Here is a 12,188-nt window from a genome sequence, read left to right as displayed (position 1 = left end):
GCCGGCACTACCGGAATCCCAGGGTGGTCGTGCCGGCCGCTGGCCGGCATTGCATTCGCGCGGAACCCCTCACGCCCGGTGCGGGGTGCCCAGGTACTCGGCGCTCTGCATCTCGATCAGGCGCGAGGCGGTGCGCTCGAACGCGCCCTGCAGGCGCTGGCCGGTGTACAGCTCGACCGGCGAGGTGCTGGCGGTGCAGACCAGGTTGACGTGGCGGTCGTACAACTCGTCGATCAGGTTGACGAAGCGGCGCGCGGCATCCTCGTTCAGGCGATCAAAGGCCGGAATGCCGCCCAGCAGTACCGTGTTGAACTCGTGCGCGATCTCGATGTAGTCCGAGGGCCCGCGCGGGCCCTCGCACAGCGCGGCGAAATCGAACCAGGCGATGCTCTTGCCGCGGCCGCGGACCGGAATCTTGCGGCCCTCGATCTCGATGTTGCCGGGCCTGGCCGGTTGGCCGCCGCTCAGTTCGCTCCAGCGCGTGGCCAGCCAGTCGTCGCTGTCTGCGGCCAACGGTGCGCGGTACACCGGCGAGCGAGTCAGCGCGCGCATCCGGTAGTCCTCGGTGCCTTCTGCGTACAGCTCCACGCAGAAGCGCTGCAACAGGCCGATGGCCGGCAGGAAGCTCTCGCGCTGCAGGCCGTTGAGGTACAGGTTCTCAACTGCGGTGTTGGAGGTGGTGACCAGGGTCACGCCCTCGGCGAACAGGCGCTCCAGCAGCCGCGCAAGCAGCATCGCATCACCGATGTCGGTGACGAAGAACTCGTCCAGCACCAGCACGCGCAGGTTGCTGCGCCACTCCTGGGCGATCTTCGCCAGCGGGTCGCTCTGCCCCTGGTGCTCGCGCAGACGCTCGTGGACGCTGCGCATGAAGCGATGGAAATGCGTGCGGTACTTCTGCTTGATCGGCAGCCCGTCGTAGAACAGGTCGACCAGGAAGGTCTTGCCGCGGCCGACGCCGCCCCAGAAGTACAGGCCCTTGACCGGCTCGGGCTTCTTCCAGAACGAGGACAGGCGGTCCAGCCAGCCGTCCTCGGCACTGTCCAGCAGTCCCAGGTGGATGCGGTCCAGCTCGGCCAGCGCTGCATGCTGGGCCGGGTCGTCCTGCCAGTCACCACGGGCGACCCCTTCCGCGTACCGCTGCGACGGGGTCAACTCGGTTGCACTCATGCCGCCGCGCCCAGCCAATGCTTCACGCCGTGGGTCAGCGCGCCGCGCAGGTCGATCAGCTTGCGGTGGAAGAAGTGGCTGGTCTCGGGCATGCGCACCAGCTCATGCGGGAAGTCCAGCGTGTCCAGCCACTGGTAGACGGCCTGCGGGTCGACGATCTCGTCCTGCTCGCCCTGGATCACCAGCCAGCGGGCCGGCGGTGCGATACCGTCGAAATCCCAGCGACCAGCCGGCGGCGCGATCGAGATCAGCGCTTCCGGCTGCAGCGCGGCAGCCGCCTTCAGCGAAACGAACGAACCGAAGCTGAAACCGGCCAGCCATAGGCGGTCGTCCGGGCGCTGGCTGCGTACCCAGGCGGCGACGGCCTTCAGGTCATCCTGCTCGCCCACGCCGCCATCGAAGGTACCGGCCGAAGCGCCGACGCTGCGGAAGTTGAAGCGCACCGTGGCGATGCCCAGCTCGCGCAGGGTGGTGGCGGTCATGGTGACCACCTTGTTGTGCAGGGTGCCGCCTTCGGTGGACAGCGGATGGCAGACAATGGCCACGATCGGCTGCACCGGCACATCGGCCTTGGGCAGGTCGACGACCACTTCCAGCGGGCCGGCCGGGCCATCCAGTTGGAGACAGGCGGTTTCGCCGGGGGCGACGGGGAACGAGGGCTTGTGCATGGCACCATGATACCGTCCCCCGCCCCTGCCCTGTGCCCGCCCCATGCTCTACCTGTCTTTGGCCGTGATCTGCAGCGTGCTGGTCTCGGTGTTGTTGAAGGTGGCCGGACGCCGCCAACTGGATGTTGCGCAGATGGTCACCTGGAACTATCTGGTGGCGGCAACGCTCACCGCGGTGGTGCTGCAGCCGCCGCTGGATGCGCTGCGCGCGCCGCATGCGCCGTGGCTGTCATTGCTGGCGCTGGCGGTGGTGCTGCCCTCGATCTTCCTGGTGCTGGGCCGCGCAGTGGCGGTGGCCGGCATCGTGCGCAGCGATGTGGCGCAGCGCCTGTCGCTGCTGCTGTCACTGGCTGCCGCCTTCCTGTTCTTCGGCCAGAGCGCGACGCCGTGGAAGCTGGTCGGCCTGGCGCTGGGCCTGGTCGCCATGGTGGCGATCAGCCTGCGCCCGCGCGGCCCGGCGGTGGCGTCCTCGCCCGGCGGCTGGGGCTGGCTGCTGGGCGTATGGGGCGGGTTTGCGGTGGTGGACGTGCTGCTCAAGCAGGTGGCGCTGTCGGGCACGCCGTCGATGGCGGCGGTGCTGGCCAGCTTCAGCGTGGCCTTCGTGCTGATGCTGGCCCTGCAGCTGTGGCGGCATGTCAGTGGCCGCAGCCAGCTGGCCTGGCGCAACCTCGGCGCGGGTGCGCTGCTGGGCCTGCTCAATGGCAGCAACATCCTGTTCTATGTGCATGCGCACCAGTCGATGCCGGACAACCCGGCCACCGTGTTCGCCGGCATGAACATCGGCGTGGTGGTGCTGGGTGCACTGGTGGGCGTGTTCGTCTTCGGCGAGGCCACCACGAAGTGGAACCGTGCCGGTTTGGCGCTGGCGGTGCTGGCGATCGGCTTGATCGCCTGGGGGTGAGCATTGGTCGCGGCGGGCCATTTCCGCGCCCGCGGAGGGATGTCACTTTTCTTTTCGCGCGAAAAGAAAAGTGACCAAAAGAAACGCGCCGCCAGCCGCGAGCCGGTGCTGTGCACCGGTACCCTGCGCTTCTCGGGGAATCAGGGGACGGCGCCGAACTCGCTGCGCTCAGACATCGGCGCCTCTTCGCCCCTGATTCCCCTGCGATGCTCGGCTCGCTTGAAGGCGGACTGGAAGATAAAGAGCAATAGCAGCATCCGTGCCGATCAAGGTCGCTCCCAGAGCAGATCCCCGGCGAACCCTATCTGTCGAAACCCAGCAGCAGCGGGTCGTGGTCGGAGCTGCGCCACGGACCCTGCACGTTGCGGCCCTGGTAGCCGCTGGCGTCCTGCTCATCGGCATTGCTGTGCCATTCGGCGGCACCGCGCAGGCGCTTGGCCATGCCCGGGCTCAGCAGCGCGTGATCGAGGCGCCCGGTGTAGCCGTTGTAGACGTAGCTGTAGGGATGCTCGACCTTGGCGACCTTGAACGCATCCTGCCAGCCCAGGTCATGCAGGGTGCGGATCGGGTCTTCCATGGCGTAGGCATTGAAATCACCGAGCAGCACCGCGTCCTTTGCACCGGTACCGGTCGGGTCGGTCTGCAGCCAGGCGTGCAGCTGCTGCGCCGAGGCCACGCGGGTGGCGTTCCAGCAGCCCTGGTTGTCATTGTGGTCGGCATCGGCGCCGCTCGCGTCGCGGCAGCCTTTCGACTTGAAGTGGTTGGCGACCACCACGAATGGCGCGCCCTGCTTGCCCTGGAAGGCCTGTGCCAACGGGACGCGGCTGTGTTCGACGAACGGGCCGCCGGTCAACGTGGCCGGCGTGCCGACCGGCTGCAGGCGCGAGCTGCGGTAGATGATCCCGACCCGGATCGGGTTGTCGCCAGGACCCTTGCCTGCGTCGACGAAGCGCCAGTCCCCCTGCGCACCACGGTCGCGGTTGAGGGCATCGACCAGTTCGGCGATGGCCGACTGCGGGCCGTAGCCGTCGTTCTCCAGCTCCATCAGCGCCGCGACATCAGCGCCGAGCGCGTTGACCGTGGCGACCAGCTTGGCCACCTGCGCTTTGTGCTCGTCCGGCGTGCGCGCACCTCGCAGGGTGGGGAAGCCACCGCCCTGGCCGTCGCCATTGAAGAAGTTCTCCAGGTTGAAGGCGGCCACATGCAGGCTGCCCGGCACCGTCGGCACGGCGGGACGCTTCAGCTCCGGCAGCTTCAGCGCGCCTTCGACCTGCAGGCGCGGACGGTCCTGCGCGTCCACGCGCACGATGCCCTCCACATTGCGCAGCTGCATGCCAGTGCGCAGCACCGGGTTGCCCGGCAGGTAGGCCACGCTGGCCGGATCGCGGGCATCGCTGCCATCGTCCAGCACCAGGCGACGACGCTGGTTGTCGGCCATCACCTGCTCATAGCCGGCCGTACCCGGCGCGGCCACTTCGGTCGGCTGCCAGAGGCGGCCATCGAAGGCCACGGTGAGCTGGCCGAAGCGCTCCAGGCCATCGGTGCCGGCCAGGGTGAGCGGTGCGGCGATGCGCACGCGCTGTCCATCCAGCGCGCGCCAGTCGGCTGGCGCGGCAGTCAGCACCACGCTGGCGCTGCTGCGCGCAGCGGGCGGCGTCGCGACCGGCGTGGCCTGCGGCTGGGCCTGGGCGATGGCGCCGGCCGGCAGCAGCAGGGACAGGGCAAGGGCGAGGGAGCAGCGGCGCATCGACGGGCGATTCCTGGGACGAGGGCGCACAGACTAACCCTGAAATGCGAAACCCCGCCTGCGAGCGGGGTTTTGACCTTGGTGGGCAAAGCCTGGGTCGTGCCGGCCGCTGGCCGGCAACCTCATGACCTTCGTGCGATGTGTGGTTGCCGGCCAGCGGCCGGCACTACCGCTTACTTCAGATTGGCCAGCATCCAGTCCACGGTGGCGTGGATCTGTTCTTCCGTCAGGGCCGGGTTGCCGCCCCTGGGGGGCATGATGCCGCCGTCGGGGCCGGTATAACCCTCGATGGCGTGCTTGTAGAGGGTGTCCTTGCCCTGTGCGATGCGCTTGTCCCAGTGCGAATGGTCCAGCGTCGGTGCCATGCCCACGCCGGTGGTGTGGCAGGCGGTGCACAGGTTGTCGAAGATCACCTTGCCATCCTTGGTGCCGCCGTAGGCCACCTGCGACGCGGCCTTGGCCAGCGCGGCGGCCTTGGCGGCAGCCTGCGCGGCGGCGCCGGTGCTGCCGGCATAGACCGCGCCGGTGGGCGAGATGCGCTGTTCGGTGCGTTTGGCCGCGGTCGGCGACACCTCGGGCGGAATCCGGGTGTGGATGTAGGCGGCAAGGAGGATGAGGCCGAGGGTGATGGTCGCCAGCAGCGCGATCACCATGGAGAAGCGTTTCAGGAACTCCAGATCGTAATTCCGCACTCTTCGTTACCCCTGGCTGATAGTCGTTGGACCACGGCTGAGCGACTGCGTGATGGGCCGAGTATAGAACGCACTTTGCGTGCGACAACAGGCGTCACTGCTGATGCGGCGCAGCATGCCGGGGCTGGGGTCAGATCCCTTTTGCGCCGCAAAAGGGATCTGACCCCAGCAACAGAAGCCGGCCAGCGGCCGGCGCTACCGGATTGCCGGGGCGCCGATCGCGCGCAGGCAGAAGCTGCAGATCGCATCCACCAGCGCGTCTTCGTCGCGGTGCGCTTCGCGGCTGGGCGCGGTCGGGCCGACCATCGCTTCGGTGAAGGCACCGACCAGGCAGGCGGCGGCCACATGCGCGTCCTGCACCGGCAGCTCGCCGGCCGCTACGCCCTCCTCCACCAGCCGCAGGAACACGTCGCCGAAGGCGCGACGGCCGCGCATGCGCTCGGCTTCCACGTCCGGGTCGACCGGTTCAACGATGAAGGCGTGCGCCAGCCCCGGCCCGGCCAGGGCACGGCGGACGAAGGCGGTGATCGCCAGCCGCAGCCGCTCGCTGGCCGCCTCCGGGCCACTGGCGATGCGCTCCATGATCGCGACCTCGTGGGCGACGGCGGCATTGAGGACTTCCACGAACAGCTCTGCCTTGGACGGGAAGTGGCGATAGATCAGGCCGGTGGACACCCCGGCCTGGGTCGCCACGGCCGTCACCGGGGCATTGCGCCAGCCGCCCGTGGCGACCAGCTCGCGGGTGGCCAGCAGGATCCGTTCACGGGCGCCCGCCAGGCGTTCTTCCATCAATGCAGAGCGCTTATAAGCCATGTTCTGATTCTAGTTTCAATTTTTGAATTCGTATTCACTTCTTACCCGAACCCCGCTACGCTGGGGCCATCGCCCGTGTGGGTGGCGGTCCTGCAGACCGCCCCCCACTCCCCTGCCGGGTGCGTCCATTCCTGCCATCCCGCCGTGGAGCCACCACAATGCACGTGCCATCCCTGAACTTCGATCTTGGCGAAGACATCGACCTGCTGCGCCAGAGCGTGGCCCATTTTGCCGCCGCCGAGGTCGCTCCGCTGGCCGCCGAGGCCGATGCCAGCAACCAGTTCCCGCTGGCGCTGTGGCCGAAGCTGGGCGAACAGGGGCTGCTGGGCCTCACCGTGGAAGAAGCATACGGCGGCACCGGCATGGGTTACCTGGCCCACGTGGTGGCGATGGAAGAGATCTCGCGCGCGTCCGGCGGCATCGGCCTGTCCTATGGCGCGCACTCCAACCTGTGCGTGAACCAGCTGCGCAAGAACGGCAACGAGGAACAGAAGCAGCGCTTCCTGCCCGACCTGTGCAGCGGCGCCAAGGTGGGCGCGCTGGCGATGAGCGAACCGGGCGCCGGTTCGGACGTGGTGTCGATGAAGCTGCGTGCGGACAAGCGCGGCGACCGCTACGTGCTCAACGGCAACAAGATGTGGATCACCAACGGCCCGGACGCCGACGTGCTGGTGGTCTACGCCAAGACCGACATGGACGCGGGCGCCAGGGGCATCACCGCGTTCCTGGTCGAGAAGGGCATGAAGGGCTTCACCACCGCGCAGAAGCTGGACAAGCTCGGCATGCGTTCTTCGCCCACCTGCGAGCTGGTGTTCCAGGACTGCGAGATTCCCGAAGAGAATGTGCTGGGCCAGGTCGGCGGTGGCGTGCGCGTGCTGATGTCCGGCCTGGACTACGAGCGCGTGGTGCTGTCCGGTGGCCCGCTGGGCCTGATGGCCGCCGCCATGGACGTGGTGATGCCGTACGTGCACGAGCGCCACCAGTTCGGCGAGCCGATCGGCAGCTTCCAGCTGATCCAGGCCAAGATCGCCGACATGTACGTGGGCCTGGGCGCCTGCCGCGCGTATGTCTATGCCGTGGCACGTGCCTGCGACCAGGGCCGCACCACCCGCCAGGACGCCGCCGGTGCCATCCTGTACGCCGCCGAGAAGGCCACCTGGCTGACCGGTCAGGCGATCCAGATCCTCGGCGGCAACGGCTACATCAACGAATACCCGACCGGCCGCTTGTGGCGCGATGCCAAGCTGTATGAGATCGGCGCCGGCACCTCGGAGATCCGCCGCATGCTGATCGGCCGCGAACTGTTCCAGCGCACCCTGTAAGGCCACTGCGATGACCGTATTGAGCACCCAGCTGCAACCGGGCAGCGAAACGTTTGAAAGCAACCGCGCGGCCATGCAGGCCGTGGTCGACGACCTGCATGCCACCCTCGCCCGCACCGCGCTGGGTGGCAGCGAAGCCGCACGCGCCAAGCACACCGCGCGCGGCAAGCTGCTGGTGCGTGACCGCATCGACGCGCTGCTCGACCCCGGCAGCGCCTTCCTGGAAATCGCGCCGCTGGCCGCGCACGGCATGTACGAAGACGCCGTGCCGGCCGCTGGCGTAGTGGCCGGCATCGGCCGCGTCAGTGGCGTGGAATGCGTGATCGTGGCCAACGATGCCACGGTCAAGGGCGGCACCTACTACCCGATGACGGTGAAGAAGCACCTGCGCGCGCAGGAGATCGCCGAGCAGAACCACCTGCCGTGCATCTACCTGGTCGATTCCGGTGGTGCGTTCCTGCCACTGCAGGACGAAGTCTTTCCCGACCGTGACCATTTCGGCCGCATCTTCTACAACCAGGCCAATCTTTCGGCGCAGGGCATTCCGCAGATCGCCTGCGTGATGGGCAGCTGCACCGCTGGTGGTGCCTATGTGCCAGCGATGAGCGACGAGACTGTGATCGTGCGCGAGCAGGGCACGATCTTCCTCGGCGGCCCGCCGCTGGTGAAGGCGGCCACCGGCGAAGTGGTGACGGCCGAGGAACTGGGTGGTGCCGATGTGCACACGCGCATCTCCGGCGTGGCTGACCACATGGCCGACAACGACCTGCAGGCACTGGCACGGGTGCGCGCGATCATCGCCCAGCTCAACTGGCGCAAGCCGGAACCGGCCATGGCGGTGCAGGCACCCGAGGAACCGCTGCTGCCGGCACACGAACTGTACGGGGTGATCCCGGCCGATACGCGCAAGCCCTACGACGTACGCGAAGTGATCGCGCGGCTGGTCGATGGCTCACGCTTCGACGAATTCAAGCCGCGCTACGGCGCAACGCTGGTCACCGGCTTCGCCCATCTGAACGGCTACCCGATCGGCATCATCGCCAACAACGGCATCCTGTTCTCCGAGTCGGCACTGAAGGGCGCGCACTTCATCGAGCTATGCACCCAGCGCAATATCCCGCTGGTGTTCCTGCAGAACATCACCGGCTTCATGGTGGGTCGCAAGTACGAACAGGGTGGTATCGCCAAGGACGGGGCCAAGCTGGTGATGGCGGTGGCCTGCGCCAGGGTACCCAAGTTCACCGTGGTGATCGGTGGCTCGTTCGGTGCCGGCAACTACGGCATGTGCGGCCGCGCCTATTCGCCGAACTTCCTGTGGATGTGGCCGAACGCGCGCATCGGCGTGATGGGTGGCGAACAGGCCGCCAGCGTGCTGGCCACGGTCAAGCGCGATGGCATCGAGGCCAAGGGCGGCCAGTGGCCGGCAGCGGAGGAAGACGCGTTCAAGGCACCGATCCGCGACCAGTTCGAGCAGCAGGGCCACCCGTACTACGCCAGCGCACGCCTGTGGGACGACGGCGTGATCGATCCGGCCGACACCCGCCGGGTGCTGGCGCTGGCGCTGTCGGCCAGCCTCAATGCCGCCCCGCAGCAGACGCGCTTCGGCGTGTTCCGCATGTAACCCGTGCCATGACCGAGCCTGTTGCCATGTTCACCAAAGTCCTGATCGCCAACCGCGGCGAAATCGCCTGCCGCGTCATCGCCACCTGCCGCCGCCTCGGCATCGCCACCGTGGCGGTGTATTCCGATGCCGACCGCAATGCACGCCACGTACGCCTGGCCGACGAGGCCATCCACATCGGCCCGGCTGCCGCGCGTGAGAGCTACCTGCGCGGCGACGCGCTGCTCGACGCCGCACGCCTGACCAGCGCGCAGGCGATCCACCCCGGTTACGGTTTCCTGTCCGAGAATGCCGACTTCGCCGATGCCTGCGCCGCCGCCGGCATCACCTTCATCGGGCCGCCGGCCAGCGCGATCCGCGCGATGGGTGACAAGAGCGCGGCCAAGGCATTGATGGCCAAGGCCGGTGTGCCGCTGACGCCGGGCTACCACGGCGACCAGCAGGCGCCGGATTTCCTGCGCGCGCAGGCCGATGCCATCGGCTACCCGGTACTGATCAAGGCCAGCGCCGGTGGCGGTGGCAAGGGCATGCGCAAGGTCGAACGCAGCGAAGATTTCGTCGATGCACTGGCCAGCTGCCAGCGCGAGGCGGCCTCGGCATTCGGCAACGACCAAGTGCTGGTCGAGAAGTACGTCGAGCGCCCGCGCCATATCGAGATCCAGGTGTTCGGCGACAGCCACGGTGATGCGGTCTACCTGTTCGAGCGCGATTGCTCGGTGCAGCGCCGCCACCAGAAGGTGCTGGAAGAAGCGCCCGCCCCGGGCATGAGCCCCGAACGTCGTGCTGCGATGGGCAAGGCCGCGGTCGATGCCGCGCGCGCGGTGGGCTACGTCGGCGCCGGAACGGTGGAGTTCATCGCCGGCCCTGACGGCGATTTCTACTTCATGGAAATGAACACCCGCCTGCAGGTCGAGCATCCGGTCACCGAGTACATCACCGGCACCGACCTGGTGGAGTGGCAGCTGCGCGTAGCCTCGGGCCAGCCACTGCCGCTGCGCCAGGAGCAGCTGGCGATCCACGGCCACGCCATCGAGGCGCGGCTGTATGCCGAAGACGCCGACCGTGGTTTCCTGCCGTCCACCGGCCTCCTGCGCCGCCTGCGCCTGCCGTCGCCGTCGACTCATGTGCGCGTGGATACCGGTGTCGAGGAAGGCGACAGCATCACGCCGTACTACGATCCCATGATTGCCAAGCTGATCGTCTGGGACGTGGACCGCGACGCCGCGCTGCGCCGCATGAGCCAGGCCCTGGCCGACTGCCAGGTGGTGGGCGTGACCACCAATGCCGGCTTCCTGCGCCGCCTGGTGAACACCGATTCGTTTACCCATGCCAAGCTGGATACCGCGCTGATCGAGCGCGAGCAGGCCGCATTGGGCCGGGTGGGTGACAGCGATGATGCGCTGTGGCTGCTGGCGGCGGTGGCCGCCGTGGCCACTACTGCAGGTGCAGCCAGCGACGCGCGCGACCCGCATTCGCCGTGGCAGGCGCAGGATGGCTGGCGCCTTGGCGCGCCCGCGCCGCGCGTGCTTCCGCTGCAGCAGGGTGAACGCCGGCACACGCTGAAGGTGTGGGCGCAGACCGATGGCTGGCGCGTGCAGTGCGATGACGCGGCACCCGTGCAGGTGATCGGCACCGCCGATGTGCGGGGGCTGGCGGTGCAGCTGGGCGGGCGCCGCTGGACACTGCAGCTGCTGCGCGACGGTGACCAGCTGTACCTGTTCGGCACCGACGGCCAGCACCGTTTCACCCTGCATGATCCGGTGAGCGAATCGGACCACGCCGTGGCCGATGCCGGCAGCCTGCTGGCACCGATGCCCGGGAAGATCGTGGCCACGCTGGTCGCCGCCGGTACCGAGGTCAAGCGCGGCACGCCGCTGGTGGTGCTGGAAGCGATGAAGATGGAGCACACCCTGCAGGCGCCGGCCGACGGCACGGTGAAGGGCTACCGCGCCAAGGCCGGTGACCAGGTCAACGACGGCGCGGTGCTGGTGGACTTCGAAGCGGCGTGAACGCCAGGGCGACGGTCGCTCAGCGGTCGTCGCCCGCCGTCACCCGACCAGCGGGATCGAATTCTGCCGTGTCCAGTGTGGCACTGCGCCAGCCCAGGCCGCAGATGGCCATCGCGCTCTGGCCGATGCCATCGAAGCCGAAGGCACGATCGACATCGGCATCGTTGATGGCTGCGGTGACGAAGGCGGCCAGGCCGCGCTCGGTCGCGCACAGGTACAGCAGCTGCGAGATGTGGCCGACATCCAGCGTCACCGCACGATGCGCCTTGGCGTGGTTGCGGTACTTCCAGAAGCAGCGGTCATAGCGCGGCGCCAGCACCAGCAGCGCCGGCGCATCCGCGAACCACGCCTGCCCGGACAGCATCCGCCGCGCCAGCGCCGGCAGTGCCTGCGACGGTGGCGAGGGCAGCGGCAGCACGGCGTGCTGCACCGGGTGGTAGTGATACAGGCCCGGTGCCAGTCCTTCCACGTTCTGCACCAGCAGGAAGCCTTCGGTAGGATGCAGGCCGCCACCGGAAGGCACGTTCTTCTTCAGGAACTCGGTGTCGCGCTCGACCTTCTGCACCGCGTGCGCCATCAGCGTGCGCTGCAGCACCTGGGCCAGCAATGGCAGCGGCAGCGCGCGCTGCGGGTCGAAATTGCGGCAGGTGGTGCGGCGCGCCAGCAGTGCATCGAACGCGGCCTCTTCGCTGCGCGGCAGCGGCTGGTAGTCGCCCTGCATGGGCTGCACCACCGGCGGTGGCGGCCCGAGGCGCTGGCGCAGGCCGGCAGCGGTGTCCAACCCCTGCCGACGCATGTCCTCCACGCTGTCCACGGCCTGCCAGCGCGCATGGCGATGGGCCAGCGCGGCCAGCGGCCACCACTGGCTGCGCCGCAGTGCCTCGTCGCGCAACTGATGCCCCACCTCGCTCGGCGGGTCGGTCAGCAGCAGGCCCTGCTCGACCAGGCGGGCCAGCATCGCCGGGGAGGCATCGGCGGGCGGTTCGCTCCAGCGGTGCGCGCTGAGCTCGCCCAGCAGCTGGCGCTCCTCGGCGTCCACCGGCAGTGGCTGGTCCAGATGTGCGGCCAGCGCCACCCAGCTGATCTGGCTGTCCATCTCGGCGTGGCCGGCCAGCATCGCGCGCAGGTCCAGGGTGACCGCCTCGCGGGGCTCGAACATCAGGCTGGCGCAGCGGCGCAGGCGCATAAGTTTCCTTCCTTCTGCCGCACAACCGGCATAGCAGCAACGACCGCGGCGCGGCCAAC

Annotated in this window: 10 protein-coding genes; 4 read left to right on the top strand and 6 right to left on the bottom strand. The window is 68.5% G+C overall.

The features are described from left to right. Positions 1-69: 69 nt before the first annotated feature. Both zapE and ACM0O9_RS11345 read right to left on the bottom strand, forming a co-directional pair. Complete coding sequence (zapE, locus tag ACM0O9_RS11350) at positions 70-1,170, bottom strand: cell division protein ZapE (protein WP_065178408.1); 1,101 nt, start codon at positions 1,168-1,170, stop codon at positions 70-72. Continuing rightward, entirely contained in the window at positions 1,167-1,838 is a 672-nt protein-coding gene (locus ACM0O9_RS11345; protein ID WP_065178407.1) for an alpha/beta hydrolase, read from the bottom strand. The genes zapE and ACM0O9_RS11345 overlap by 4 nt, the downstream gene beginning before the upstream one ends. 43 nt (positions 1,839-1,881) lie before the next feature. Here ACM0O9_RS11345 and ACM0O9_RS11340 point away from each other — a divergent pair, with 43 nt between their 5' ends. Beyond that, positions 1,882-2,739: an EamA family transporter gene (locus ACM0O9_RS11340; protein WP_065178406.1), complete on the top strand. Its 858-nt coding sequence runs from the start codon at positions 1,882-1,884 to the stop codon at positions 2,737-2,739. Between the two features lie 301 nt (positions 2,740-3,040). On the opposite strand, the gene ACM0O9_RS11335 is transcribed toward ACM0O9_RS11340, so the two are convergent. From ACM0O9_RS11335 to ACM0O9_RS11325, 3 genes are all read right to left on the bottom strand, one after another. After that, positions 3,041-4,486: an ExeM/NucH family extracellular endonuclease gene (locus ACM0O9_RS11335; protein WP_414603796.1), complete on the bottom strand. Its 1,446-nt coding sequence runs from the start codon at positions 4,484-4,486 to the stop codon at positions 3,041-3,043. Positions 4,487-4,659: 173 nt separating this feature from the next. After that, complete coding sequence (locus ACM0O9_RS11330; protein ID WP_065178404.1) at positions 4,660-5,178, bottom strand: c-type cytochrome; 519 nt, start codon at positions 5,176-5,178, stop codon at positions 4,660-4,662. A gap of 195 nt (positions 5,179-5,373) precedes the next feature. Then, positions 5,374-5,991, bottom strand: coding sequence for a TetR/AcrR family transcriptional regulator (locus ACM0O9_RS11325; protein WP_005420712.1), 618 nt, complete (start codon positions 5,989-5,991; stop codon positions 5,374-5,376). A 158-nt stretch (positions 5,992-6,149) separates the two neighbouring features. Here ACM0O9_RS11325 and ACM0O9_RS11320 point away from each other — a divergent pair, with 158 nt between their 5' ends. The 3 genes from ACM0O9_RS11320 to ACM0O9_RS11310 are packed head-to-tail and all read left to right on the top strand — an operon-like array spanning position 6,150 to position 10,943. Beyond that, positions 6,150-7,313, top strand: coding sequence for an isovaleryl-CoA dehydrogenase (locus ACM0O9_RS11320; protein WP_414603795.1), 1,164 nt, complete (start codon positions 6,150-6,152; stop codon positions 7,311-7,313). Positions 7,314-7,323: 10 nt separating this feature from the next. Then, entirely contained in the window at positions 7,324-8,934 is a 1,611-nt protein-coding gene (locus ACM0O9_RS11315; protein WP_111174940.1) for a carboxyl transferase domain-containing protein, read from the top strand. Positions 8,935-8,960: 26 nt separating this feature from the next. Continuing rightward, positions 8,961-10,943 (top strand): acetyl-CoA carboxylase biotin carboxylase subunit, encoded by a 1,983-nt coding sequence (locus tag ACM0O9_RS11310; protein WP_065185581.1) that lies wholly within the window; start codon positions 8,961-8,963, stop codon positions 10,941-10,943. A gap of 19 nt (positions 10,944-10,962) precedes the next feature. On the opposite strand, the gene ACM0O9_RS11305 is transcribed toward ACM0O9_RS11310, so the two are convergent. Further along, positions 10,963-12,129, bottom strand: a complete 1,167-nt coding sequence (locus tag ACM0O9_RS11305; RefSeq protein ID WP_065178401.1) for a putative peptide maturation dehydrogenase — start codon at positions 12,127-12,129, stop codon at positions 10,963-10,965. Between the last annotated feature and the right edge of the window lie 59 nt (positions 12,130-12,188).

The sequence above is a fragment of the Stenotrophomonas sp. FR012 genome (genome assembly GCF_047520565.2).
In the GTDB taxonomy this organism is placed as follows: domain Bacteria; phylum Pseudomonadota; class Gammaproteobacteria; order Xanthomonadales; family Xanthomonadaceae; genus Stenotrophomonas; species Stenotrophomonas sepilia.
Note: the sequence above shows the minus strand (reverse complement) of the source record. Positions and strands in the feature narration are given on the sequence as shown.